The sequence below is a fragment of the Actinomadura sp. NAK00032 genome, from assembly GCF_013364275.1.
Taxonomy (GTDB): domain Bacteria; phylum Actinomycetota; class Actinomycetes; order Streptosporangiales; family Streptosporangiaceae; genus Spirillospora.
Genome location: NZ_CP054932.1, coordinates 4,615,164 through 4,640,880 on the forward strand (window position 1 = coordinate 4,615,164; position 25,717 = coordinate 4,640,880).

23 protein-coding genes are annotated in these 25,717 nt (G+C 66.8%); 15 read left to right on the forward strand and 8 right to left on the reverse strand.

All coding sequences use genetic code 11. The features are described from left to right. The first annotated feature begins 157 nt into the window (after positions 1-157). Together HUT06_RS21405 and HUT06_RS21410 are read left to right on the forward strand one after the other, a co-directional pair. The gene (locus HUT06_RS21405; protein WP_176197362.1) at positions 158-1,582 is read left to right on the forward strand and encodes a tyrosine-type recombinase/integrase; all 1,425 of its coding nucleotides are present in this window, start codon (positions 158-160) and stop codon (positions 1,580-1,582) included. A 323-nt stretch (positions 1,583-1,905) separates the two neighbouring features. Further along, positions 1,906-3,107, forward strand: a protein-coding gene (locus HUT06_RS21410) for an IS3 family transposase (protein ID WP_254715306.1) whose coding sequence is annotated in 2 segments (ribosomal slippage) — positions 1,906-2,197 and positions 2,197-3,107 — 1,203 coding nt in all. Because the reading frame shifts where the segments join, the coding sequence is not laid out codon by codon here. On the opposite strand, the gene HUT06_RS21415 is transcribed toward HUT06_RS21410, so the two are convergent. Beyond that, entirely contained in the window at positions 3,076-3,306 is a 231-nt protein-coding gene (locus HUT06_RS21415) for a hypothetical protein (RefSeq protein WP_176197363.1), read from the reverse strand. The two genes, HUT06_RS21410 and HUT06_RS21415, sit on opposite strands and share 32 nt — an antisense overlap. A gap of 594 nt (positions 3,307-3,900) precedes the next feature. Between HUT06_RS21415 and HUT06_RS21420 the strand changes: the two genes are divergently transcribed. Continuing rightward, positions 3,901-4,674 (forward strand): YfbU family protein, encoded by a 774-nt coding sequence (locus HUT06_RS21420; protein ID WP_176197364.1) that lies wholly within the window; start codon positions 3,901-3,903, stop codon positions 4,672-4,674. 183 nt (positions 4,675-4,857) lie between these two features. After that, positions 4,858-5,385, forward strand: a complete 528-nt coding sequence (locus HUT06_RS21425; RefSeq protein WP_176197365.1) for a hypothetical protein — start codon at positions 4,858-4,860, stop codon at positions 5,383-5,385. 81 nt (positions 5,386-5,466) lie between these two features. Here HUT06_RS21425 and HUT06_RS21430 read toward each other — a convergent pair whose 3' ends face one another. Both HUT06_RS21430 and HUT06_RS21435 read right to left on the reverse strand, forming a co-directional pair. Next, positions 5,467-6,036, reverse strand: a complete 570-nt coding sequence (locus HUT06_RS21430) for an ImmA/IrrE family metallo-endopeptidase (protein ID WP_217711378.1) — start codon at positions 6,034-6,036, stop codon at positions 5,467-5,469. A gap of 2 nt (positions 6,037-6,038) precedes the next feature. Further along, positions 6,039-6,413, reverse strand: coding sequence for a helix-turn-helix transcriptional regulator (locus HUT06_RS21435; protein ID WP_176197366.1), 375 nt, complete (start codon positions 6,411-6,413; stop codon positions 6,039-6,041). Positions 6,414-6,634: 221 nt separating this feature from the next. On the opposite strand from HUT06_RS21435, the gene HUT06_RS21440 reads away from it, so the two are divergent. The 5 genes from HUT06_RS21440 to HUT06_RS21460 all read left to right on the forward strand — a co-directional run bounded on the left by HUT06_RS21440 (position 6,635) and on the right by HUT06_RS21460 (position 14,295). Next, complete coding sequence (locus HUT06_RS21440; protein ID WP_176197367.1) at positions 6,635-7,927, forward strand: hypothetical protein; 1,293 nt, start codon at positions 6,635-6,637, stop codon at positions 7,925-7,927. Next, entirely contained in the window at positions 7,924-10,431 is a 2,508-nt protein-coding gene (locus HUT06_RS21445) for a ThiF family adenylyltransferase (RefSeq protein ID WP_176197368.1), read from the forward strand. The genes HUT06_RS21440 and HUT06_RS21445 overlap by 4 nt, the downstream gene beginning before the upstream one ends. Next, complete coding sequence (locus HUT06_RS21450) at positions 10,428-11,522, forward strand: patatin-like phospholipase family protein (protein WP_217711379.1); 1,095 nt, start codon at positions 10,428-10,430, stop codon at positions 11,520-11,522. The genes HUT06_RS21445 and HUT06_RS21450 overlap by 4 nt, the downstream gene beginning before the upstream one ends. Before the next feature lie 353 nt (positions 11,523-11,875). After that, positions 11,876-12,946 carry an IS110 family transposase gene (locus tag HUT06_RS21455; protein WP_176197370.1) on the forward strand — a complete coding sequence of 357 codons (1,071 nt, stop codon included), beginning with the start codon at positions 11,876-11,878 and terminating at the stop codon, positions 12,944-12,946. A gap of 317 nt (positions 12,947-13,263) precedes the next feature. Next, on the forward strand, positions 13,264-14,295 hold the full coding sequence (locus HUT06_RS21460) for an IS110 family transposase (protein ID WP_217711380.1): 1,032 nt from the start codon (positions 13,264-13,266) through the stop codon (positions 14,293-14,295). Between the two features lie 457 nt (positions 14,296-14,752). Here the strand turns inward: HUT06_RS21460 and HUT06_RS21465 are convergent, their stop codons facing one another. Next, positions 14,753-15,649, reverse strand: coding sequence for a hypothetical protein (locus HUT06_RS21465; protein WP_176197371.1), 897 nt, complete (start codon positions 15,647-15,649; stop codon positions 14,753-14,755). 1,254 nt (positions 15,650-16,903) lie between these two features. On the opposite strand from HUT06_RS21465, the gene HUT06_RS21470 reads away from it, so the two are divergent. Then, positions 16,904-18,232, forward strand: coding sequence for a delta-60 repeat domain-containing protein (locus HUT06_RS21470; protein WP_176197372.1), 1,329 nt, complete (start codon positions 16,904-16,906; stop codon positions 18,230-18,232). 1,059 nt (positions 18,233-19,291) lie between these two features. Continuing rightward, positions 19,292-19,447 carry a hypothetical protein gene (locus HUT06_RS21475; RefSeq protein WP_176197373.1) on the forward strand — a complete coding sequence of 52 codons (156 nt, stop codon included), beginning with the start codon at positions 19,292-19,294 and terminating at the stop codon, positions 19,445-19,447. Between the two features lie 486 nt (positions 19,448-19,933). Here HUT06_RS21475 and HUT06_RS21480 read toward each other — a convergent pair whose 3' ends face one another. The 4 genes from HUT06_RS21480 to HUT06_RS45635 all read right to left on the reverse strand — a co-directional run bounded on the left by HUT06_RS21480 (position 19,934) and on the right by HUT06_RS45635 (position 22,983). Beyond that, positions 19,934-20,476 carry a hypothetical protein gene (locus HUT06_RS21480; RefSeq protein ID WP_176197374.1) on the reverse strand — a complete coding sequence of 181 codons (543 nt, stop codon included), beginning with the start codon at positions 20,474-20,476 and terminating at the stop codon, positions 19,934-19,936. Positions 20,477-20,499: 23 nt separating this feature from the next. Beyond that, complete coding sequence (locus tag HUT06_RS21485) at positions 20,500-21,699, reverse strand: hypothetical protein (protein ID WP_176197375.1); 1,200 nt, start codon at positions 21,697-21,699, stop codon at positions 20,500-20,502. A 626-nt stretch (positions 21,700-22,325) separates the two neighbouring features. Further along, positions 22,326-22,622 (reverse strand): hypothetical protein, encoded by a 297-nt coding sequence (locus HUT06_RS21490; protein WP_176197376.1) that lies wholly within the window; start codon positions 22,620-22,622, stop codon positions 22,326-22,328. 145 nt (positions 22,623-22,767) lie between these two features. Continuing rightward, on the reverse strand, positions 22,768-22,983 hold the full coding sequence (locus tag HUT06_RS45635; RefSeq protein WP_368407032.1) for a hypothetical protein: 216 nt from the start codon (positions 22,981-22,983) through the stop codon (positions 22,768-22,770). Here HUT06_RS45635 and HUT06_RS21500 point away from each other — a divergent pair. The 4 genes from HUT06_RS21500 (at position 22,877) to HUT06_RS21515 (ending at position 25,613) form a co-directional block, all read left to right on the forward strand. Next, the gene (locus HUT06_RS21500; protein ID WP_254715307.1) at positions 22,877-23,443 is read left to right on the forward strand and encodes a hypothetical protein; all 567 of its coding nucleotides are present in this window, start codon (positions 22,877-22,879) and stop codon (positions 23,441-23,443) included. The two genes, HUT06_RS45635 and HUT06_RS21500, sit on opposite strands and share 107 nt — an antisense overlap. A 608-nt stretch (positions 23,444-24,051) precedes the next feature. Next, entirely contained in the window at positions 24,052-24,255 is a 204-nt protein-coding gene (locus HUT06_RS21505) for a hypothetical protein (protein WP_176197379.1), read from the forward strand. Beyond that, positions 24,245-24,862, forward strand: coding sequence for an RNA polymerase sigma factor (locus HUT06_RS21510; protein WP_176197380.1), 618 nt, complete (start codon positions 24,245-24,247; stop codon positions 24,860-24,862). Before HUT06_RS21505 ends, HUT06_RS21510 begins: the two co-directional genes overlap by 11 nt. Then, positions 24,855-25,613 carry a GNAT family N-acetyltransferase gene (locus tag HUT06_RS21515; protein ID WP_176197381.1) on the forward strand — a complete coding sequence of 253 codons (759 nt, stop codon included), beginning with the start codon at positions 24,855-24,857 and terminating at the stop codon, positions 25,611-25,613. Before HUT06_RS21510 ends, HUT06_RS21515 begins: the two co-directional genes overlap by 8 nt. Positions 25,614-25,717 lie beyond the last annotated feature (104 nt).

Sequence of the window (25,717 nt, forward strand, 5' to 3'; positions counted from 1 at the left end):
GATAGCAGGAATCACATCAGTGAATCGTTTCGTGAAACGTTTGCTTGATGTGTTTGAATGGAGCGCTTAACTGGCGTTAAGCGCTCCTGCTAGCATGATCGGCGCCGCGGGAGGCGCACCCCGCGCCGCGCCGCCCGAAGAGGAAGGACGACCCCCGATGACAGGTCCCGGCACCGCCGGCGACACCGCCGACATCGGCGATACCGGCATCGGTGGCGCCCCACCGACCGGGTCGTCCAGGGGCGCGTCCGGACAGCCGCCCGGCGGCGCGCTGATGCCCGCGCCCCGGGCCTCCGCGCCTGCGGTGCGGGTGCCGCCGCTGCTGCACGACGCGCTCACCGCCCTGGACGCCGACCTGGGGGAGCGGTGCCTGGGCTGGGCCCTGTCCCCACAGTCCCCACCGGCCGCACCACCCGGCCCGGCCGCGCTGCCTGCGGCTGGCGGCTCCGCCGCGCCAGCCGGGCCGCAGGCCCGGCGCCCCCGCAAGGAGCGCATCTACCGGCGGCGGCTGGAACTGCTGGCCGAGGCGCTGGACCCGGTCGCATTCCAGGTGGTGCTGGGCTGGCTGTCATCGGCGAAGCGGACCTCGGTGGCCACCCGCCGCGGCTACTGCGACGACCTGCTGACGATCTGGGCGCCGCTGGCCCGCGAACTGGGCCACGACCGCTTCTTTCTCGGCTGCCTGACCACCGCGCACCTGCAGCTGTGGCGGTCCCGGGTGACCGCACGGACCGCCCAGCCGCTCACCCCGCGCAGCGTCGCCCGCTATGTCAAGACGCTGTCGAGCCTGCACGCCTACGCGGCCGAGGTGCTGGACCCGGCGCCGCCCAACCCGGTCACCGAGGACGTCCGACCGGTCATCGACGAAGAGGACCCCTCCACCGCGACCCCGATCCTGGAGGAGACCGAGGTTTCCGCGGTGTTCACCGCCGCCCGGCCCGCCGGTCCACTAGCCCCGACCGGCCGGGGCCCGGCCGCCGGTGACGCCGCGCTGCGCGACCTGGTGCTGGTCACGCTGCTGTACATGCTGGCCGGCCGGGTCAGCGAGATCTGCGCCGCCGACGCCGCCGACCTGCGCACCACCGGCGCCCGCACCACGGCGGAGCGCACCGTGCTGCGGGCGCGGCGCAAAGGCCACCAGATCCGCGACCTGGAGGTCCCGCCCACCGTCGCCCGGCTGCTGCACGCCTACCTGGACGGCCGCACCACCGGGCCGCTGCTGCTGGACGACGCCGGCCGCCGGCTGGACCGCCACGACGCCGACCGCATCAGCACCCGGCTGGGCCACGCCGCAGGCGTGCTGGACGGCGCCGACCTCACCCCGCACGTATGGCGGGCCTCCCGGATCACCCACTTGCTCGACGCCCTGGAACAGCAAGGCGGCGAAGAACGCGTCCAAGCCGGCCTGCACCATGTCATGATCTACGCCAACCACAAGGACCCCAAGACAACATTGCGATACTGGATCCGCCGCTCCAAAGCCGCCAAGAACGCCCAACTGGCCCGCACCGGCGAACAACTCCTGGCCGACCTGCTACCCGACTGGCTCCGCACTGCTCCCGGAGAGCACACCACCTCCTAGCAGCCTCGGCACGCAAAAGGGTGATCAGGCTGGCTGGCGTGGGCCGTGAAAGCTGGCGACCACCTTTGGTGAGGACGCACTCGGCTACTGCAGGTCCTGCCATGCCATCGTCCAGGTCGACGGGGCGTGACCTGCCTCGACGGTTGATCGGCGGGCAGCCACTCGGCCTGTAGCACCCGCGCCGCACTCAGCGCGGCGCGCCCGACCGCCGGCCTGACCGGTCTTCCTGGTTTCCAGCGCTACACAGATCGTGGAGTCCACCGGGTTCGATGAAGTCCTTCAAGCCAGCGTGATCTTGGCTGGCAAGGAGGAGAATCACCGCGATGGCAGCACCACGCAAATACCCCCAGGAGCTCCGGGACCGGGCCGTGCGGCTGGCGCTGGAGTCCGATCGGCCGATCGCGCAGATCGCCGCCGATCTGGGCATTCACCGCGAAGCCCTGCGCACCTGGGTCCGCCAAGCTCAGGCCGACGCCGGAAAGCGCCCCGAGCAGCTGACCACCGCCGAGCGTGACGAGCTCAAGCGGCTGCGCCGTGAGAACACCGAACTCAAGCGGGCCAACGAGATATTGAAGGCCGCCAGCGCGCTTTTCGCCGCCGAGCTCGGCCAGCCCCGGACGAAGTAGTCATGCTGGTCGACCACCTGCGTGACCGCTTCGGGGTCGAGCCGGTCTGCCGGGTCCTGGACCTGTGCCCGGGCACCTACTACGGCCGCAAACGCCGCCCGCCCTCAGCCCGCGCCCAACGCGATGCTGTACTGACAGAGCACATCGAGGCCGTTCATCAGGCCAGTTATGGCACCTACGGTGCCTACCGCGTGCACAGGCAACTGCGCCGACAAGGCGTCCAGGTGGCGCGCTGCACGGTGGAACGGCTGATGCGCGCCCATGGCCTGCAGGGCGTGCACCGCCGCGACCGGCGGCGCACCACCACACCTGACGAGTCTGCGCCGCGACCGCCGGACCTGGTCAATCGGCAGTTCACCGCCGACCGGCCGGACCGGTTGTGGCTGGCCGACATCACGTATGTGCGCACCTGGGAGGGGTGGGTGTACGTGGCGTTCGTGCTGGACGCCTTCTCCCGCAGGATCGTGGGCTGGCAACTGGCCGACCACCTGCGCACCGACCTGCCGCTGGACGCACTGGAGATGGCACTGTGGCAACGCGGCCGCGAACGGCCGGTGCAACCGGGCACCCTGATCCATCATTCCGACAGGGGCTGCCAATACGTCAGCTTCCGCTACACCACCCGGCTGGCCGACCTGGGCGTGACCGCCTCGGTCGGCTCGGTCGCCGATTCATATGACAATGCGATGGCCGAGTCGCTGAACGCCACCTTCAAGACCGAGCTGATCCACCGCCGCACCTGGCGAACCCGCGACCAGGTCGAGTACGCCATCGTCGAATGGGTCGGCTGGTACAACCACCGCCGGCTGCACACCGCCATCGGCGATGTCCCACCTGTCGAGTACGAGACCGCGTACTACCGTTCCATCAACACACCAGCGCCGACCGGCGCCAGGTAAACCGGACTTCATCGAACCCGGTGGACTCCATCGCGGCCTCCACGGTGTCCCGCTCCTCGATGAACTGGCGCGAGGTCATCAGGCCGGACCGGTGCAGCTTCCGGTAGATCGCCTGGGTTTGCCGCATCAGGTCCTCGTAGGTGGCCGCGTCGTCTCCGGCTATCAGGTGTCTCCGCCATGCCTTCAACGCTGTCAGCAAACGCCAGAGTCAACGGCCACTGGGACCCACCGATCTACAGACCGTACGGGTACGGCAGCCCCGCCGCCTTCTTCGGAACGGAACTCATGAAGAAACGTTGCTGGTGGAGGCGAACAAGACCAGGGGAGTCAGTTCTTGGCTTGGCCTGTGGCGGCCTGCTGCTGTGCCTCGGGTCGCGGCGCTCCAACTCGGCCGCACCCCCCGGACGCTGCGGATGGGCCTCGCCGACACCGCCGACTAGCGAGACCGGTCCGCACTGGACGCGATGCCGCGTTCCTGCTCCACGACACAGCCGCACCGGCGCCCGAGAGGCTGCCGCCGGCATCGATCGATGCGCAGGAGGCTGCACCCGCCACGGCTGCTGCAGATCATCCGGCGGGGCAAGGCACGAGTCGATCCTGGTCCGCCGGGCGATGATCACCCAGGCGTCGGCGGCCAGCATCCCGTAGACGGGCGAAGACGACACGAGACCCCCGGAGCGGATGCTCCGGGGGCCTTCTGCGTGATGAGGCGATAGGCGTGGGCCACCTCTTCCAGGAAGGTGTATGACAGTGCTACGCTTATCGTCATACACGCATACGAAAGGAATCTGTCATGGCTGTTCTGAACATCAGAGTGGACGATCGAGTCCGGGACCAGCTCAAGGAGCTGGCGGACGGCCAGGGCATCACTCTCAGCGAGTACGTCCGCGATCTGCTCATGGAGGCGGTCGTGCCCGTCTACGAGAACGAGGTCGAGCACGGCAGCGAGCCTCCGGCCGAGAGTATGCGGATCGCGGACCGGCAGGTGCTCTCGCTACTCCACCGAATCCTGGCCCGCGTGCTGCCAGAGGACGCGAACGACGTCGACGGCGACCTGGAGTACCAGCTGATGCGGGCGAAGATCCTCGAGGAGGGCTACACCGGCCAGTACTGGTACGAGACCGCGGGCTTCAGCAGGGAGCTGTCGAAGCGCGACTGCGACCGCGTCTCCGACATCCTCCAGATGTTCCGCATCATCACGTTCAGCATCGACCGCCTCGCCAAAGACGGCGTCGAGCTCGACGAACAGCTCTCCTACGATCTCGAGTTCCGCGGCTTCGACCACAACGACCCGCTCGAGGGCCACATGGCGAGCTACGTCGAGTTCCTCATGCGCGGCGGCGAACGCTGGGCCGAGCTGCAGCCCCAGGTCAAGCGCAATGACGACGGCAACTCGCACGCGCTCATGCTCGACACCTATCTGCGGATGCTGTCCGAGTTCCGCCGCATCATGGACGCCCGCGAGCGCGGGCACGGTCGCATGGACTATCTGCTCTCGAAGGATGAGATCGAGCAGATCTCCGAGGCGCGCATCCACCCGTCCAACCGCCGCCGCGCCGAAGGCTGATCCACGTGCGATCGCAAGCCGCGCTCCCGGAGCACGAGTACCTCGCGAAGATCGGCGAAGTGGGCCTACCCGGTCTCGTACCTGGGGTGGAAGATCCTTGGCGACCTCCACCGTCTTGCCGAGCGCCTGCCGGAGAAACCAGGGCGTCTCCGACAGATCTTGATCTGTCGGACACTAGCGGAGATGCTGAATCTGCTTCATCTTCGGCCTCTGCGCCGCGACCGCGGCCCACCCGGGCCACCGGCGCCGGGACCGCGGTCCCGCCCCGGTCCGGCCGCGCTCGCCGGTGAGGGGCACCGCGCATGCCCCGTTCGCCTCACTCAAGTCTGGATCGACACCCTGGCCGCGCACGGCATCACCGACGGGCCGCTGATCCGCGCTGTCGACCAGTACGACCGGCTGGCCGGTACCCCCAGATATGCGGCGCGCCGCCCGTGGGGCGGGGTGCCTCGGATCGGCAACAGCTCCCTCAACGCCCTGGTGCGGGCGTCGGGTGCCAGCATCAACGACGCCGCAGTCGCCCGCGCCACTGGAGGACCCGAGCGCCTACTCCTGGCACGGACTGCGCGCCGGGTGACCACCAGCGGCGGCGAAGCCATCGCCCACCGCCATCGGCGAACGCGGCCGCTGGAAAGCCTGCTGATGGTCATGCAGTACTGGCGCGACGGCGCCGCCTGGCGCCGCCAAATCGAAGCCGAGATCGGACTGTGACGCCGAACCTCATGACCGGCGCTCGGGCCCTGGCGGAAGCGACGGCGCGGACATGCGCGCGGCCAGCAGCGACTCCGCGCTCTATGATCGGGCCCTCGACCGCTGAGCGATGCGCCGGGCTCCCGAGGCGTCCATGCGCCACTGGGCGAACCGTTCGCTGACGTTGAACTCCCGGGCGACGCGTGCGTTGTCGTGGCCGGCGAACGCTGCCCTGATGGCGGCCTTCTTCGGTACCAGGAGCTCCGCCGAGAGGTAGACCGCTTCCTTCTCCGCCTGCGGGTTCATTTTCCGGCAGCCCTCGTCGGTCAGCAGAGCCCCATCAAACTCGTGTTCGAGAATAAGGTGGCCGACCTCGTGGGTCACGTTGGAGCGGCGGCGGACCGGTTCATGCGCGGTGTTCTCCACGATGAACCTCGCGGTGCCGTGGGGGATGAGCGCCGCGGACCACATGCCCGGCCGCAGCAGGGTGAAGTACTCGATCGCGTCGGCGGGGCATCCGAACTCCGACAGGCCCTCGATCGGATACACCGGCACTCCGTAGTCGGAGCACAACCGGTAGGGATCGAACGGCGCGTCGTAGGTGAGGCCCACCTCGGCGCGAAGGTCGAGCGCGAGGGCCTGCATCGCCTTCTGCGTCCAGCGCTGCGGCACGGTCAGCGGGCCCGCATGTCGCGCTCGGCGGAGAACCTGCGGATGGCCGCGCTGATCACCTCTTCGAGATAGCGCACATCTTCCTCGCGCAGGTCCCTGCGCGCCCGTAGCAGAGGGGCGAGCTGGACGAGGAGTTCGGGTTCGTGCCGTGGGGCGTCGGCGTCGTCGGTCATGAAGTCTTCGGCGGGTGAGCCCAGCCAGCGTACGAGGGCGGCGAAGGCGTCGACGTCGGGCCGGTTGTCGTTGGCCAGCCGGGTCATTGTCGAGGGGCTGACCCCGACTTCCGATGCCAGCTGCCGCCAAGACGTGTCGCGCTCGCGGCGGGCGACGTCGAGCGCGGCGTAGAGCTTCGGCACGTCGATTCGGGTTCGCGGCATGGTGTCGTGCTCCTGTTTCGGCGTGTCCCTCCTTTGTATCACCGTTCGACTTCTCGAACACCAGCCGCTAGGGTCCATGTTCGACAAGTCAAACAGCGTTCGACCATCGCGTGCCCGGTCGTGGCGCCCACCGCCGCGTCCCGGGCGGTCGGCCGTGCCCGGGACGGCGGGGTTCGGCCGGCGGCACGCGAGGATCGGCGGGTTCGGAGGAGGTTGAGCGCGTGGCGGAAGATCTGCCGGACATGGGTGTGGTGTTCTGGCCCGTGGGGACCGGGGACAGCACCACGATCGTGGTGAGCGAGAACGTCGTCGTCCAGGTCGACCTGCGCGACATGGCCAAGGCCGACGACGACGCCAACCCCGAGGTACCGGTGGTCGACCGGCTCGTGGAGGCGCTGCCCACCGTCGGCGGCCGGCCTTATCTCGCGGTGTTCGTGCTGACCCATGCCGACAAGGACCACTGCCTGGGCTTCGCGGACCTGCTGGACAAGGTCGACATCGGTGAGCTGTGGGCCACCCCGCGGCTGTGGCGCGAGTACGAGCAGGCCGACGACGACAAGCTCTGCGAGGACGCCAAGGCGTTCCAGACCGAGGCCGAACGACGCGTCACGGCGGTCAAGAAGGCGATCGAGGAGGGCATGGAGCCCACCAGCGGCGACCGGGTCGTCGTGATCGGCTACGACACCGACCACGACAAGCACGCCTACGACGAACTGCCCGAGCAGTACAAGTCCGGCCCCGGCAAGTCGATCACCACACTGGACCAGCACCCGTGCGCGGGGCGGTTCGAGGCGTTCATCCACGCTCCGTTCGCGGCCGACTGCGCCGCCGAACGCAACGACACCTCGGTGGCGATGCAGGTCACCCTCACCGAGACCGACGGGGAGACCGGCAAGATCCTCCTGCTGGGCGACCTCGCCCACGAGACGATCATGAAGATCTTCACCTACAGCGAGAAGCACGACCGCGAGCACCGCCTGGAATGGGACGTGCTCCTGGCCCCCCACCACTGCTCCAAGAAGGTGATGTTCCTGCCCCAGGACGGCGAGGACGTCCTGCAGAACGACATCATGGACGCCTTCGCCCGTCACGCCCGCGACGGCGCCATCGTCGTCTCCAGCAGCGGCGTGATCCCCTCCAGCGACGAACCCGGGAAGAACCCTCCGCATCGCAAGGCGGCCGACGAGTACGAGGACATCGTCGAGGAGTTGATCTGCACGATGGAATGGCGCGACGCCGACGCCCCCACCCCGGTCGTGTTCGCCGTCGACGCCGACGGCGCCCGTGTCCTGCGAGAAGCGGCCGTTCCCAGTCCTCGCGCCGCTGCCGAGGCCAAGGCGCTGCGGCACGGCCGCCGCCTGGCCATCGTCGCGTCGGCCGCCGCCGCGGTCGGCCGCGACCTCGCCGCCACCCGACCTCAGGACTCCGGCGGCACCGACCGGATCCGCGCCGCGATCACCGCCGACCGCGGCGCCAGCACCGTCGCACCGCCCCCGGTGGGGTTCGGCCGGTGAGCCATGCCGGCCACGCGCTGGCCGCTCGCCAGCTCGCCGCCCTGGCCGCGGTGAGCAACGGCGTTGTAGAAGTGCTGCCCAAACACGCCAACGACGCCAACGACCTGGTGATCGCCCTGGACCTGCGCGATATCCATCGCGGGCCGGGCATCAAAGTGCGCAGCCGGGAACGATTCCGGTTGACCATCCCCGAGACGTTCCCGTTCGCGCCGCCCGCGGTCGCGGTCCTGCACGACCGCTGGAGGGGGACGCCCCACGTCAACTGGGGTAGCCACCTGTGCCTATACGCCGCGGCGTCGGTGGAGTGGAACCCCTCCGATGGGATCCGAGGGTTCCTCGACCGGCTGGTCACCTGGCTGGAAAGGGCCGCTGCTGGCACCCTCGATCCCGACGGGCAGCCGCTCCACCCGCCAGCGGCGTTCCCGTCGGCGGAGGCCGGGCACCTCATCGTCCACCCCGACCTGGGCGCCCGCGCGCCTTGGAGGCGGCACGCCGCCCCGGGCCCGTCGATCTCCTACGCCTGGTGCGTCAGCGGCCACGGACGCATCGAGGTCCTGCAATGGCTCGACGAACTCGACGCCTTCCACCGCGTTCTGGCTGACGATGTCCAGGCGGTCGACGAGCAGGGACGCCCTTATCTCCTCATCCCTGCCATGCTGGTCAACGACCACATCACCTGGGAGTATCCGTCCAGCGCCCGCGAACTCGCCGCGGGCCTGGAAGGCGTCGGCTACCCGCGCGATCGCCTCCTGAAGGACCTGACCTGGGCCAGCAGCCTGAACCGGCTGCTGCGCTGGGCCGAGAATCCCGACACCGAGGATCCCGACACCGATCCCGTGGTAATGCTGCTGGGCACCCCGTCCCGCCGGGTTGGAGGCGACACGCGGCTGGCGCATCTGGTCGCCTGGAACCTCGACGCCTTCGGAGCCGAGGTCGCCTCGATGCTCGGACGCGCCAAGGTACTCGACGACAAGGAGATCACCGGGAGAGTCCTCGACCGGGCTCACCAGTGGCTCGATACCGCCACGGTGCGATGGATGACCGTGCACGAAGCACGCCCCGAGGTCGCCCGCCGCCGCGACGAAGGCACGGCGCTGTCCTGGATCCACGGCAAGCGAATCCTCGTCCTGGGAGCGGGGGCAGTGGGCGCCCCCGTCGCCGAGCACTGCGTCCGCGCCGGCGCCAAGGCCCTGAGCGTCGTCGACCGGGGGACCGTGAACCCCGGGATCCTGGTCCGCCAGCCCTACACCTACAACGACATCGGGCAGCCCAAGGCCCACGCTCTCGCAGCCCGGCTGAACACCCTCACCCCGAATTTCGCCACCACGGCTGCCCACCGCGACGCCGTCGCCGTCTTCGCAGGCGGCTCGTTCCCCGCGGAGAACTTCGACCTGATCATCGACGCGACCGCAGACATCGGGGTTCGCTCGGCCCTGGAACACGCCCGCAAGAGCCGACGGGACGACTGGCCGCCGGTTGCCACGATGATCATCGGCCATCGGGCCGATCACGGTCTGCTGGCCGTGTCGGCTCCAGGCGCCGCGGGCGCGGGACACGATGTGCTGCGCAGGACCTCGATCCGCGCCCGCGGGCCGCAGGCGAGCACTTGGAACGACATCGCCGACGACTTCTTTCCCGACCCGCCCCGCACCGAGATGTTCTTCCCCGAGCCGGGCTGCTCAGCGCCCACCTTCGTGGGCTCGGCGGCAGAACTCGGCAACCTGGCCTCGAGCATGCTCATCCAGGCCGTGCAGATCATCTCCGCCGGCCCCGGCCACCAGGCGGCGATGACGGCTGCGGCGGTGCGCCGGCCGTCCGCCAACGCACGCCCCACCCCGGCCACTCCGCTTCTGATCTGGGACGACGACCTGGTCTGTATCGACCCCGAATCGGGCTATGAGGTGAGGATCTGCGCAGATGCCCTCACCCAGATGCGGATCGAGACCCGCCGTGGCGCCCGCGTGCGCGGCCCCGAGATCGAAACCGGCGGAATGCTCCTCGGCGCTTTCGACGACGCGGTCGGCGTCGTCCACATCGACGCCGCTACCGGCCCTCCACCCGACAGCCTGCTGTCGCAGACCTACTTCGAGCACGGAGTCGCCGGAGCCCAGGAACTCCTCGACCATCACAACCGGCGCACCAACGGGCTCACCGCCTTCGCCGGGATGTGGCACACCCACCCCTATGGGCCAGCGCGCCCAAGCGCCACCGACGAAGCCGGAATGACAACGATCACCTCCCTGTCACAAGGCAGCCGACGCGCCCTGATGCTGATCCTCGGCGGCCCCGAACCGGTTTGGAACGCCTGGAGGGACGGCGCCGACGCCCCGCACCTCTACGCCAGGATCGTCGAGAACCGCCCATCGGCTGACGCCACCGCCGCAGGTGGCGCGATGGCGCCGCCTCCCGGCCGATACTTCTCCGGCGGCTACGCCTACCCCTCAGACGAGACCAGCCTGCCGTCCCGGCGCCGCCGCCGCACATGGCTACGGAGGCGCCGGTGAACACCCCGCCATCCATCGGCCTCGCCCTGTCCGGCGGTGGTTTCCGTGCCACCGCCTTCGGCCTCGGCGCCCTGCGCGCCCTGCATGACTGCGGGCTGCTCGCCCAGATCAACATCGTCTCCGGGATCAGCGGCGGAAGCCTGCTGGCCGCGATGTGGGCCTACGGCCCTGCCGACTTCGAGGAGTTCGACGACAGCGTCACCACCCTGGTCAGGAGCGGGCTGCAGGGAGAACTCGCCAAACGCGCACTCGCACCCCGGCGGATGATCAACGGTGTCGCAGGGAAACTCCGGGCCGCCCCTGGACTCCCCGGACAGCGGCTGCGCACGCACCCCAGAACCGAGGCGCTGGTCGCCGCGCTCAAGACCCGCCCCTTCGGCGCACGAGACATCACCGACGTCACGCACCCGAACCTGGCCACGGTCATCACCGCGACCGACCTGATCACCACCAACACCGTCCGGTTCGGCAGCCGCGCCAGCGCCTGCTCGGCCATCGGACGCATCACCGGGCCGATCCCCGTAGCCGACGCCGTGGCCGCCTCCGCAGCCTTCCCGATCCTCCTGCCCTCCCTCGTCAGGTCCTACAACTTCCAAGACCGCCGCGGAGGCATCAGCTCCCACACCGTCGCGATGACCGACGGAGGTGTTTACGACAATCTAGGGCTGAGCCCGCTGCAGCCAGGGCGCTCCCGCGCCCACACCGAACACGTCTACGACCTCGACTACGTACTCGCCATCGACGCCGGACGAGGCCGCAAAACCAAACACGGCGCTCCCTACCTTCTGCCCCGGCTGGCCCGCAGCTTCGACATCACCTACAACAAGACCCAGGACGCCGGCCGGGCACAACTGAACCTGGCCGCCCAGCACGGCACCATTCGCGGCTTCATGCACGCCTACCTCGCCATGCAGGACCGCACCCTGCCCGTACCGGTCGCAGACTGGATACCCCGCGAAAAGGTGATCTCCTACCCGACGAACTTCCGTGCCGTCCCGGCTGAGGCATTCCGCCACCTGACCCTTCGCGGCGAGCAACTCACCAGGGTGCTGCTCGCGCACTACTGCCCCGAACTACGCGTCCGGCCCTGAACCAATCAACCGGGCACTTCGCCCGGGAAGGCGACCACGTCCGGAAAGCAAGGCGCGTCTGGCTGCGGGGGGTCTGTCCAGTTAACGGCACCTCTCTGTGTCAAGCGGCGGCGAGCAGAGAGGTATCCAACTTGTTGGATCGGTGGCGTTGATCGCGGTCTGCAGCCATGATCAACAAGGCTGTGGCCGGGGTCGCTCTAGTTACACCTGCCGCCCCTTCTGGCTGGCTCATTTAACGGCGTGCGTGCCGGCCGCAGCCGCCGGCGAGAGTGGCTCTAGAGAGGTCTGCACCGCCCCAAGTTGGTTTGCCCTCCTCGCCGGTCATCGCCTTGCCCGGATCTTCGAGGAGCACCATGCCGTCATCCCGCCAGCTTGCCGACACCGCTGATCAGGTCGTCATCGCGGTAGATCCGCACAAGGCATCCTGGACCGCGGTGGCCGTTGACGCCCGGCTGCAGCCCCTGGGCGCCGTGCGGGCGCCGGTCAGTAAGGCCGGCTACCGGCAGTTGCAGCGTTTCGCCCAGGCATGGCCGCAGGCCCGCTGGGCCATCGAAGGCGCCCGTGGTCTCGGCGCACCGCTCACCGCGCGGCTGGCCGAAGACGGCATCACCGTGCTGGACGTACCGGCCAAGCTCGCCCGTCGCGTGCGGCTGCTGTCCACCGGCCACGGCCGCAAGACCGACGAAGCCGACGCCTTGTCGGTCGGCATCGCCGCTCAGACCGCCACCGGACTGCACGTGGCCCGCCTGGACGAGAGCATCGCCGCGCTGCGCGCCCTGATCGAGCACCGCGAGGACCTTGTGCGCACCCGAACCCAGACCATCAACCGGCTGCACGCCCTGCTCACCAAGCTCGTCCCGGCCGGCCTGCCACGCAAGCTGACCGCCGACATCGCCGCCAGAACCCTGCGCGGGGTGCGTCCCCGGGCCGACCTGGGCCGCACGCTGCGGGCCCTGGCGGTGGACCTGGTCACCGAGATCCGGCGGCTGGACCGCCGGATCACCGCAGTCGCCGACCAGATCTGTGCGGCGGTCGCCGAATCCGGCACGACCCTGACCGAACTGCACGGCATCGGTGACCTGCTGGCCGCCAAGATCCTTGCTCGGACGGCGGGCGTCGACCGGTTCCGCTCAGCCGCCGCGTTCGCCTCCTACTGCGGCGTTGCACCGCTGGACGCCTCCTCCGGAGACGTCAAACGGCACCGGCTGTCGCGGGGCGGTGATCGGCAACTCAACTGCGCCCTGCACATCATGGCCATCACTCAGATCCGCCGCCAGACCGCCGGGAGGGACTTCTACCAGCGCAAACGCGCCGAAGGCAAGAGCCACAAAGAAGCCCTGCGCTGCCTCAAACGACGGCTCTGCGACGTCGTCTACCGGACCATGATCAAAGACACGGATACCTCTCTGCTCGCCGCCGCTTGACACAGAGAGGTGCCGGAAACCGTACTGTGAGGATCTTGGGGTGCCGCCTCGGGCACGGTCTGACCCGAAAACCGTTTGGCCCTCCTGTGTGCCTTCGGACTGATCTGTCGGCTGCAGCTCCGGGGCGGTGCTTGCTGCCGCCGGACCGATCAGACGTGTCCCGATAGGGGCCTTGCCGCACCGAGCATCATCACAGTACTGACCGCCTGATCGGCCCGGCGACGGCCAAGCCCGTCCGCGCCTTGATCAGGAGAAACCATGCTCGGCACCCCCGAACTCGTCTCCACCCCCCTTCCATCGATGGCCAGGAAGTGATCGTGGGAGTAGACACCCACAAGGACTTCCATGTTGCCGCCGCCATCACCACGCTGGGCGTCTTGATGGGCAGCAAGACCTTCCCCACCACCCAGGCCGGCTATCGGGCACTGGTGACGTGGGCTCGCGGGTTCGGCTCGGTCCGCCGCGCAGGTGTGGAGTGCACCGGGTCCTACGGGGCCGCGCTCGCACGCCACCTGGCCGCCGCCCACATCCAGGTGTTCGAGGTCAACCAGCCCGACAAGGCCAACCGTCGACGCCGCGGCAAGAACGACACCATCGATGCCGAGGCCGCCGCTCGCGCCGTCCTGGCCGGCCGTGCCCACGCCCTGCCCAAAACCGGGACCGGCCCGGTGGAGATGCTGCGCCTGTTCAAAATGGCCAAAAGCTCAGCGACCAAGGCCCGCGCCCAGACCATCAACCAGCTCAAGGCCATCCTGGTCGCGGCCGATCCGAAGCTGCGGGACCAGTTGCGCGGTCTGAGCACCGACAAGCTCGTCAAGCACTGCGTCCAGATGACCCCCGCCGCTGCCATCGACGGCGCCACCGCCGCCATCTACACACTGCATCTGCTCGCCCGCCGCATCCACCAGCTCACCCGCGAGATCGCCGACCTCCAAGCCCAGATCAGCGCCATCCTCGCCGACCACAACCCACAGCTCCTCAGCACCTACGGCGTCGGCCCCGACACCGCTGCGGCACTGCTCATCGCCGCCGGTGACAACCCCGAGCGGCTCGGCACCGAGGCCTCCTTCGCCGCACTCTGCGGCGTCAGCCCCATCGAGGCATCCTCCGGCAGGACCCAACGCCACCGCCTCAATCGCGGCGGCGACCGCCAGGCCAACTGCGCCCTGCACACCATCGTGCTATCTCGCATGCGCTGGGACCAGCGCACCCGCGACTACGTCCAACGACGCACCTCCGACGGCAAAACCCGACGGGAAGCCATCAGGTGCCTCAAACGCTACGTCGCCCGCGAGATCTACCAGATCATCACCCGCTCACCCAGCGCCACAGCACAGAAGGCGGCTTGACATCCATAGGGGCATCAGTCCCGCTGCGGGCCCCGCGGCCGTCCCAGGAGGCGGTCCCGGCCGCAGTAGGCAGGGCGCGGTGCCCATGGTGTCTGTCAGGGATGCCCCTAGCCCGCCGCGGCGCCGCCACCTCCGGCAACGCAGGCCCGCCGCGAACATCGATTCGGTCGGGGAGCGCCCAATGAACAGCGGATCTGATGATCGAGGAGACGCCAGGTGTCCGCCACCGTCGTTGAGGACGAGTCAGTGGAGTAGCCGATCCAAGGACCTTCGGGCGTGGCCTCGGACAAGCAGTTGATCTCGATCCTGGTGCAGCGCGGTCGGACCCAAGGGCTGAGTTCCAGGAGCAAGTCGCCGCCGACCATCCCCTCAGGCGCGAGGTCGCGCCGCCCACCCGGCCGGACGTCGCGCCATCGGTGGCCGCCGAGGCCGCCGGATGTCCGGTCTTGCTGCTTGCCTATGGTTTGCCGGCGTGGCGGCGGTGGCCGGTCAGGTCGGTTGCTTTGATCAGCTTTTCGGGTGCTGATGGCGCGCGCCACAGTTGGACCAGGTGCTGTTCGTCGGTACCGGCGTCGCGGCCTTGGACGCTTACCCGGGTTCGGTACATGCACGTGGACGGCCAGACCCGGTCGAACTCGATCATTGTGACGGCCTGGTGTCCGGGGGCGGCAGCCCGGAGTGTGCCCGTCGTGGGCGGGGGGCCGGGGACATCAATGGTGTGGAACGGCCAGGAGTATTCGGCGATGTCGTCCCAGGGGTCGGTCTCCAGTGGTGGGGGGCCGTCCAGGAGTTCGGCGGTGAGGTCGACGGCGCCGTTGCGGGTGCCGGTGAGGATGTGGGAGCGGATGGCGAGCCCGTTGCCTTCGTCCAGCCAGGCGTTGTCGTCGAGGCGGTATGCGCTGACCGGGAAAGGGTGATCGGTGCCTGGTGCGGCGAACAGTGCATAGCAGCCCAGTTCGTCGATGTGGACGCTGGTGGTGTGATGTTGCGGCGCTGAAGGCTGCGGGGGCGCGGGCAGGTGGTCGCCGAGCCCTTCGCGGATGCGGTCACGAAGGCTCCGGGCGAGCGTTGCGTCCTGGGGATCTCGGCCGGCGCGTTGGAAGGCCGACACGTCGAGAAGTTCGGCGAGCAGAAACCAGTGATCGGGCGTCAGCGCCACCGTGACGGTGGTTTCCTCGGGCAATTCGATGGTGCGGTGGCTGGTGTGCTCCCACAGCTCGTAGAAGATCGCACTGTATTCGTCGGCTTCGGCCGGGTCGCCGCCCTCACGCAGGGACTGGCTGCTGTTGTCCAGTTGACCGACTAGGCGATGACGGTCCTTGAGGCTGACATCCATCGGATAGAGGTCGTTCATGTTCGGAGATCGTATTTCCCTCGGTGCATGGCCGGCCGACGGAGTACGTGCCCGCCGGTCGGGATAGCGGGTTGTCGTCACATATGGTTCTGGCACTGGGTGAAGGTCGGTGGTGTGGTGGGCGCGTTGGACACCCACACCCAGTAGGAGCCCTGCGGACGCCCCGTGGTGTCGGTGACCTTGCCGGTGGAGTTGCGCCACAGCCGGTTCCGCTCGTGGAACCTGCGGTTGTCGGCGCCCTGGCAGTCCTGTTCGGTCTTGGGGACGAACCGGCAGCTCCACTGGCCGACCGGTACCTATTCGGCGCTCTGCATGTCGAGGCGAAAGGTACTCGTCGCAGGTCTTACCGTCCGGTCTGGGGAGGCTATCGGGGCAGGAGACGCTGCGGCTGAGGCGGTCGAAGTCCTTCACCACACCGTCCTTGGGGGCGGCGATCCGTGCCGGGCCGCGGATCAGGGGTTGACCGCCTGGGATGGTGCCCGTGCCGGGAAGCCGGGGCGGCTGCGCAGCGCCAGCTGCGCGAACAGGTTGTTCTCCGCGATGGTCGGCATCGGCTCATCCGGTGGCGGGAGGCCGGGTTCAGTTGCTCCTCGAACGCCGAGTTGGTGTTCGAGGAGCCGAGGATCTCCGGCGTGGTGTCGGCCGCCTCCACGAAGACGCCTGATCGCCGACCCGCTCGGCCACCTGCGCACGCAGCGCGTCCCGCACCTGATCGGCGTCCCAGCGGGCGTGGCTGAACAGCCGCTGCATCTTGTCCGGCCGCGTGTCCCCGACGAACTCCGCCAACGACCAGCCGTTCTTTCGCGGCGCGGCTCTCGGACGACATGGCGGCGTGGCCTGTTTGGGGCAACATGCGGCCGGGCGTGTTGCGCACCGCCGGCGGATTCGCTCCTTAACTCTCCCGAGAATCGAATGAAGGCGGTGTAACATCACCGATCCTGACATGCAACTTGCCGTGAGTAGCAAGATGATCACCTGGAGTTCAAAAGGCACGGTAAACTCGATCAACTAGCCGAACGGCCTCCGCATCTTTCATGATGGCCAAAGTCGGCCACAATCACTCCCTAGACGCGTGATCAAAATATTTGTTATTGATCTTGTGTACAGAAGTTGCGATGAGCCATCGCGGCACTCAGTGAACCTTGCGGTGTTCATGCGGCGCGATCAACCCATGTCAGTCGGCGCCGAGCCATTCCGACTAAAGTTTGACGACCCGCCATACGTCAGCGTGACGATACTCCGAGGAGAATGTCAATGCCATCGCTAAAAAGGAAAATCACAGTTACCGCCGTCACGGCGTTGGCAGTGTTCGTACAGGGGGCAGTCGCCACCTCGACCGCGAGAGCAGATATTCAACACGGCCATGTCGTCGGCGAAAATCCTGTGGACAATACTCCACACGTTCTTGATGGAACGGTGCGAGGGGTTGCCGTTATTGGCGACAAAGTCATCGTCGGAGGTAATTTTAGTAAAATCCAGAATGCCGCCACTGGATCACCGATAATTGAGCAAAGTCATCTATTCGCCTACGACAAGACCACGGGGTTGATCGAAGAGGACTTCAGGCCACAAATCGTTTTCAAGCCTGAGACTTCCCCTGTCATCTACGCCGTGGCACCGGGGCCGGACAACACCGTCTTCATTGGCGGAAAATTTGAGACCATCAACGGAACGACTGCCAAAAGGCTCGCACGCCTTAACGTTTCCACCGGAGTGGTCGATAGCAGATTCAACCGGTCAACTATCGACTTTGGCGCCATCACTTCGCTCGTCTCGCGCGGAGGCTTTCTCTATGTCAGCGGCGAGTTCGGGACGATCACCGACACCGTCACGAACGAGCGCCGGTCCAATCTCGCGCGCCTGGACCCCAATACCGGGGCGCTAGACCCCGCCTTCAACATCATCGTGTCCGAGAAACGAGACCAAGCGGCAAAGCTCAACGTGCGAAACATGGCCGTCGATCAAGCGCATACCAAACTACTGATCAATGGAACCTTCACCCAGGTCAACGGTGAGTCGCGGCCACAGATCGCCATGATCGATCTAGCTTCCACCCCGACACTGTCGAGTTGGGCCACCGACGACTACTCGGGTAAATGCCATCCGGACTATTACACCTACATGCGGGACATGGACTTCTCGCCCGATGGCTCCTACTTTGTCGTTGTCACCACCGGCGGCCCTGGATATGGGATCACACGCCTTTGCGACAGCGCTGCCAGGTGGGAGACCAACCGGACTGGCCCCAGGCAGAGCCCAACGTGGGTGAACTACACCGGAGGGGACACTCTACTGGCGGTGGCGGTGACCGGCGCAGCCGTTTACGTAGGTGGACACCAGCGTTGGTTGGACAATCCACAGGGCTACAACAGCCCTGGCCCTGGTGCTGTCGAGCGTCCTGGAATCGGAGCAATTCATCCAGAAACCGGCCTGGCCAAGGACATTTCCTGGAATCCGACGCGCAGTTTGGGTGTTGGAGTCGAGGCATTCGTGGCCGTCCCTGAAGGCCTGATCGTAGGCAGCGACACGGACGAACTCGGCCACGAATACCACGGCCGCATTGGTATGTTCCCACTGCCTTGATCGGCCACCCACTCAACCGAAGGAAGCAATGCGCATGGCTCTTCCGCCATTCCCGTGGGTCGTCGACAATCGACGAAGCCACTGCTGCGCCGGTGTGACCTGGATAAATGAGGCAATTTCAGCTTGAGTATGTTGGCTACCCTGGCTGAGAGTGGCAGATGTGGGCTGAGCATGAGTGAAGTTCCTGCTAGCCAAGGTTAATTTGTCATGACGGTGGGGTTAGTGGGCGGGCCCATCGCGAAGGATCACTGTGGCCCGTTGCACGGTCGCCTGGCCTGAAGCGGGACCCGGTCCGCACCACGGTTCGGGACGCCGGTCACGAGCGCGCCGCTGACCTGCTGGAGCGAGACTTCACCGCAGCCCGCGCCGACCAGCGGTGGGTCGCAGATTTACCTACGTGGCCACATCCTGGGCCGAGGTCGTCTACGTCGCGTTCGTATTGCACGTCCGCTCACGCGCCGTCGTCGGCTGGTCAGGCATGCATCACCTGGTGCGAACAGGTCAACCTGCACACTCGTTGCGCCACCGACCAGACACCGGTGGCAATGCTGGCCGAGGAGCAGACTCTCTGTATCCGGTGCCCGAGCAACCGTATGCGCTCCTGCTGGGCGAGGAGCGGCCGGTCGGTGACGACCGCACCTTCCCGTGGGGAGACACGTGCGCTACTCGTGCCGCCCGGTCACGAGGGCCGTAAGGTCTGGTGCCGGAGCCACGGTGATGATGAACGGTTCATCATCCGGCCCCGCGACACCGCCGGCGAGGCCGCTGGGCCCGCCGGTCTGACCAAGTTGTGGCGGCGCAAGAGCTCTCAACGCCCGGCCGTCCGCGGATCGTCGAGGCGCACTACCGGGACCATCCCGGCGGCAATGGGCCCGGGCTCCCAAGCCGCGCCCGCAGTCCAAGGCCGAACGTGACTTTCTGGCCATCGGCCCGGGAGCCGAGGCGTGGCTGGTGGAGACCGCTACGACCGGAGTCGCCCGGATCCGCTCCAAGATGGCCGCGCGATCGATTTGGTCTCACTGGCGTCGGCGACCAGCGAGTGGACAGCCGCTGGGGCTGGTGGTCATCCACGGCCGGTTCGGCGAATCCGACCTGGCCTCGATCTGCGACCGTCTGGCCCACAGCGGCACCGCCGCCGGCCCCGCCCACCTCGTCGATGAGAAGCACTCGGCCCAGCCCGGCACCGGATCCTGGACCGCGGTCTGCGGCTCCTGACCGATCACCGGCGGCGTCCCTGCCACCGGGACCGCCGCCGCCCACATCAACCACCGGTAATCCTTCTGGAGACCAAGCATATGAGCGTGACCCTGCCCAAGCTCGCAATCATCCCCAACGAACTAGAGGGTATTCACCCGGATGCGGTTCCCCTGCGCCCGCAAGGCCGCACCCGAGGTGCTGGCCACCGCCCGCGCCCAACGCTGGGCCCCGCCGGAGTCGTCCGCGTCCTTCTCGCTGAACAGGCCCTCGGCCGGGACGCCGCCAGACGCCGGGCCCGCCGCCAGAGCGCCAATCTGCCCAACGGCAAGACCCTCAACTCCTGGAAGAGGGAACTGTCGTCCATCCCCGACCCGACTCAGAACGCGCCTTAAACCCTCGAATGGATCGGCCTCCACGAGAACTGTGTGTCCAAGCCCAGCGGAACCGGCAAGACCCACTTCCTCAAAGCGCTCTACCATCTACCGCCGCCAACTCCTCGATACGCTAGCCGCTTGCAGAGAGATCCTCGCCTTCCTCTGAGTCCTCTCCGCCAGACGGCAGCACCCATTGTGCGCCATATCGATCACTTTGCTTGTAAATTACCTGATGGGCTGGGGGTGCGGGCCAAATTTGCGCCAGGTATTCCTCTACGGGCTCTGTGACCGCTAGATCGATTGCATTGTCTCTGCCCCGGGCATGAACGCGAACTCTGTAGTCGCCGGGACCATTCGGAGTAAGTACCGGGAAGGGTGGAGCCCAGTCCATCATTGCCGCAACCTGGATGCGGCCGATAGTAGCTTCTAGCGTGACCTCCACTGCCTCCTCCCAGTCAGCGATCTCCACGGGCGGCGCCTCTTTGTGAACCTCCACGGAGAGGCGCACGTCACCTTGCGCGATGCCAGTCTTGACAGCCGCGAATCCTGGAGCAACCGCGACCATACGGTTGGCGAAGCCAGGGATTTCGGGACGCTCGTTCTCTTCTGCCAGGAAAAACAGGTGGTAGTCCACTCGCAGGTTGAACTGTGCTGCCACGGGGTGTGCTGCCATGTCTTTCATTGTACCGGATCGCCCTAGGGGACGATTTCGATGAAGAAGGGGTCCATATTGATGATCCGCTGAGGCCTGTATAGCTCATTGTTGAGCGCATTTCCGCCCTGGCTATTGTGGGTTTCGTTGATCATGCATGCGCTCAATCCGTCAGGTTCGGGTATGCCGTTGTAGAGGGGCCAGGTTACTCCCGGGGTGGCGCACATGGGGAAGGTGCGCTTGGTCCATGGCCAGCTCGGCATCGGCGAACTCTCGGTAACCGTAAGGTCGCCTTTTGTCCATCCGCCCTCGTAGGTTGTTGCCATCGGATACTCGTCGCAGCTGTTACCGGGGGGCCGATTGAAGCGATCGGGGCAAGACTGGTTACGGTTTTTGACTTGCAATTTTGGGTTGACCAGTCGGTGCAGTGGTACCCCTCCAGGAGCTCCGGGAATCCCAGATTCCTGTGCCAGCTCTATGTGCTTCGCCAGTTCCGAGTAGGGGCCGGACTTGCTGTACTGGAACGTTGGCGGGAATAGTGCGTTGACACAGCCGACGCTGTTCATGCCAGGCACGGCATTGTCGCAGCGAACCTGCGATCCGTGCACAGGCACTACCAGAGTCAACACTCCGGGAGCGCCGAAGACCATATCGAGCCGGGTGTCGATAGTGCCTACCTCGCCTTGATTCTTGACAGTGGTGTAGAAAACCCTAGATCCTTCAACAAGGTCGTTGGTGTCAAGAGTCTGGAGGGGATAGTCCTGGTCGCCGTAACTGCACCATCCCACGCAACTAAAGCCGCCCGCCACGGTAATCTTGTTATTCGGGATGTCCACTTCGCTTGGCATGAGGGCCTGCTGGTGGCTGAACTGCGGTGCGGTGCTGTGCGCGCTTATCAGATCGAACCGGTCGAACGTGCTATGTCCATGTTCTTTGCCTTTGCTGTCAACGATTTTCACCCCCTTGGTCGACCACCGGCAAGCGAGGCGCCGGTCCATCATCTTCCACAAATCGCCGTAGGCGTTATCCCAACACCACTGAGGGAAGGCGAGGATCTCCGCAAGCTTCGCCTTCTTGGCACTTGGAATGGACCGTCCTTGCCGCACCGACACCGTTTCAATGCAGAGGGCCTTGTCTGCCCCCGCATTAGGCGATAGGCCTTTGAGTGCTTCCTTCACCTCATCGCAGTTCCCATCATCAGGGATGGCAGTTCCCTGCTGCTTCGCGAGATTATTTATCGTCATAACGGACAAGTTGGGCGGAGGTGGCATTGGGGCAGCCATCGCAGAAGTCGACGCTCCTGCGGTCAGACCAAAAGCAAGGAATATCGTGCTGATCCTGCCTCGCTTATGCATATGTACCTCCATCGGTAATGCGTCGATCTGAAGGGCATGTAGTGCTGACCTCTGCCCCTGAGTGTCCTCACAGAGTCTGGTTCGGACTTCAAGCAAGTATTAACAGATGGTGATCACTGCGAGCCAGTTGTGTTAGTTGTCCGAATGTGGCCACGTGCGCTCACGTGGTCCGATTGCAGGAATAGATCACCGAGGTCAGCCCTTTGCTTACTACCCCCCGTGATCATCAAGTTGCTTTGGGGTGTGTTGGTGCGGGGTGGTAGCCGTGTTAAAAACCATTGAGAACCTGATCACCTGCCGACTTTAATAGAGCCTCTGCATCTCCTCTGCTCGCGACATTTACCAGGCGATCGGCAGTGGCTGTGCCGCCTACTGTAGAAGGATGGCGACCCGGCCGGACGGGCCGATGGGTTCGGTGAGCTATTCGCGCTGGTGGTGGCTTCGTTATTCGGTCATCGGGAGCCCAGGGTGCGAGCCCGGTGGTATCTGCCGGGGCGGGGCGCAAGAACGGCTGGTCACTGGTGGAGTTTGCCGGGAACATGCGGCCGGGCGGAATGCAGCGGTAGTGCAACCACGCCAGACGAGACGCCGCCGGGGTACGGGACGCGCTGCGTGCCCAGGCAGCCGCGGAGGTGCCCAAAGCGCCGCTGCCAGCCAATGTCTTCGCCGAACTCGCGGTGGAGATGTACGCCCACAACCATCCGCTGGTAGGGCAGCCGCAGGCCGACCGTGTCCGAACGGGGCGCGAGCGCCGGAGTCGCCGCGGTGACGCAGGTCGCCTCCGTCAGCTCGTACCCCTCCAACATCTGCACCTTCGCCGAGCCTCGAACGCGCTGCGGACGGCGCTGGGCAGCGGCGCGGTGCCGACGGCCCCCGCGCGCAGGCTTCACAGGTCCACGCCGTCTCCGGGATCGGTGGGGAGCGCCGCGTTGACCGTCGGGACATCCGAGAAGCTGGTCACCCGGTAGTGCTCGATGATCCGCCAGAAGCCGAGGCCGCCGTCGTACTCGGGAAGAATTGGGGGCGGGTATGACTGACCAGCGTGGATGGCGGGTGCGCCTGCTGCGTGAAGCTGGCGGCGCGGGTGGTCCTGCCGCCCCAAGCAAGCATCCGCACTCGCCCCACTTGTACCGCCCAGCCCAGCCTCGTCGACGGCCGCCGCCGCTTGCCCACCTGCTCCAGCGCGACCCGGTCCAACCGGAAGAACTGCTCCAGCTCGGCTACCTGGCTGGGCGCGGGAACGGTGCTGGGCATCGGCCTCGCCGTGGTGTTCGAAGTGCAGACGGCTGCGAACTGGGATGAGCCGACTGCGCTGGAGGGCCGGTACCCCTGGTTCGGCGCCCTGGTGGCCACCGAGGTCATTGCGGCGGGTGCCGGCTGCCTGAGCCTGGCCAGGCGTGCGGCGTCGCGATGGATGGCATGGTGGGTGGCGGTCGTCGTCGCGGCGCACTTCCTCCCACTGGCGCAGCTACTGGAAGACGCCGGAGTGGCAGTCGTGGGCGTCGTCCAACTGGTCGCGCTCTGCTCGGTGGCGCCGCGCCCGCGCCACACCACCGCACGGACCAGCAGATCGGCCGGACCCATCATGGGCGCAACCCTGCTGCTGAGCGCCGCCATCAATTGCGGAAGGTAGGGCTGTTGAGCACAGATGGGTCGCGCTGGTCGCACGCGCCGCCGCGCACACTATCCAGGCATGGGGGCCGCTCCTGTACGGTCTGCGGGAGGTTGAGGTTGACGGGCAGGTGGTGGCACTGGCCGGTCGTGCCGCCGCGCATGCTGCCCCCGACGAGACGTTCCTGGAGGTTGATGGCCACGGGGGATGGTTCCTGTTCGGGCGGGACCGCGAGGGGCACCCGCCGCGCCTTGTCATGGGCGGACCCCAACTACACGGACTGCGTCGCCCTCACCAGGTCGGCGCGATGGCTGCTGGTATCTCCACCCCGTAGCACGGCCACCGGCACGGACGCCTCACTCACCGGGCTTTGGCCAGTACGCCCGAGACCGCCGTCAGGACCGTTCCGACCCCCTGGAGTGCGGTCGCGCGGCCCCCTGTCTGGACCCCAAACCCGGTTGATGCTTCTGGGGCGGTCCACCCTGGCCTGGACCGCCGTCCAGGCCCGGCCTGAAAGCCGCCAGTGATTCACAGCGTCTAAACGCCGCTCCGTTCAAGTAGATGTCAGGCTAGATGCTTACGTCGCGGCTTCGGTGAGGCCACGGCTCATCTTCAACAGGAGTTCCCATATGGATCCCCTCATCCCCGGTATGGCGGTAGGTGCAGCCGCCTTGATCGACCGCGTGCTCGACCGGTGGAGTCGCCGTCAGCAGCGTGGTCGGCTCATGGCCACGGCCGCTGAGCTGCCGCCGGGAAGCCAGATCGGGGAATGGTACGGGAACGGTGGCTGGTGGATCACGGTGCCCAGGCAGGTGCCCGGCGATGACGGCTGAATCCACACCGGATTCAATTTCACCAGACCGAAGGGCAGCCGAAGAAAGCTTCGCCCTCTTCTATCAGGAGCACCGCTCGATCACATTGACCACGCTGCGTGTGTTGCTGTCCGGCACTGGAATTGATTCCGACGACATCGCGCAGGTGATGTGGACTCAACTCTGGGGGACCTGGCGCAAGAACGGTCCGGTGGTGGAGGCGCCCAAGGCGTATGTGGTTCAGTGTGCTCGACATGCGGCGATCGACGCATTGCGGAAGAGAGGCGAGTTGCTGCTCGATCCCGATGACCTGGATCGCCTGCCGCATCCAGAGCATGGCAGTGACTCCCGCAGCACCAGTCCTGAGATCACTGAGCACGACCTGGGTGAACCGGTGCTGCTGACCCATCCGCACCTCATCGCCGCAGTACGCGAGCTCACGCCCACAGAGCGACTGGTCCTGCTGACGTGGGCCACGACCGAGCCTTCGCCGAATGCCACACAGATCGCCCAACAACTCAAGATGGGCAGCCCGAGTACGGTGCGGGTACATCGAAGGAACGCGTTGAGGAAGTTGCGCGCCATCCTCGGTGTGTCCGACGGGCAGGAGGGAGGAACCCATGACTGATCGCTCTGATGACCAGCACCGAACCGACTCTGCCCTGCGGCGGCAGCTGAACGCCGTTCTTGAGGAAGAGGCCCAGATCGAGCGGGATGCCGCCGGCCCGGGCGTTGTTGCTGCCGAACTCGCAGCCATAATGGGGCGGACCAACCCTCCGGCACGGGCCAAGCCTCGAAATCGGCTGTCCCGCACCGACTACAAGCTCCGCGTCGCCCGCAACGACGAGATCGACGTCGTCCTCGGGCTCATCGATCAGGCCGCCGAGTGGCTGCGGGTCGTGAAGCAGACGACGCAGTGGGCCCAGCCCTGGCCGAGCCCGGAGGGCAGGCGGCGACGCGTCTACGAGGACCTCGTCAACGCGGCGACCTGGGTGCTATTCCACGCGGAGCGTCCGATCGGCACCGTCACCATCAAACTGCTCGGCGACGAAGAACTCTGGACGCCGAAAGAGCGCAAGACCGATGCCGTCTACCTGGACCGCCTCGTCATCGACCGCGCCTACGCGGGCATTGGCCTGGGCGCCGAGTTGATCGACTGGGCGGGAGACAAGGGCGCGTCCCAACTGCCCAGCACCGAGCTGATCCGGATCGCGGTCTGGACCGACAACTCTGAACTCCACGACTACTTTCGTCGCCAGGGCTTCAAGGACGTCGCAATCCGCTCCACCAGCGACAACACTCCATCGGGTGCGCTGTTTGCGCGTCCACTGAGCCGGGCAGACAGGGCAACCGGCCGCCTGCGTGAAGCCCCAGGTTAACGCCACATCTCAGGATCATCGGCGAGCCGCGGTCTCGCTCCCTGAGCGGCTGGGTGGGCACTACCGCAGCGCCCGGTTGCCGGTGGGATCATCGCGGCAAACCT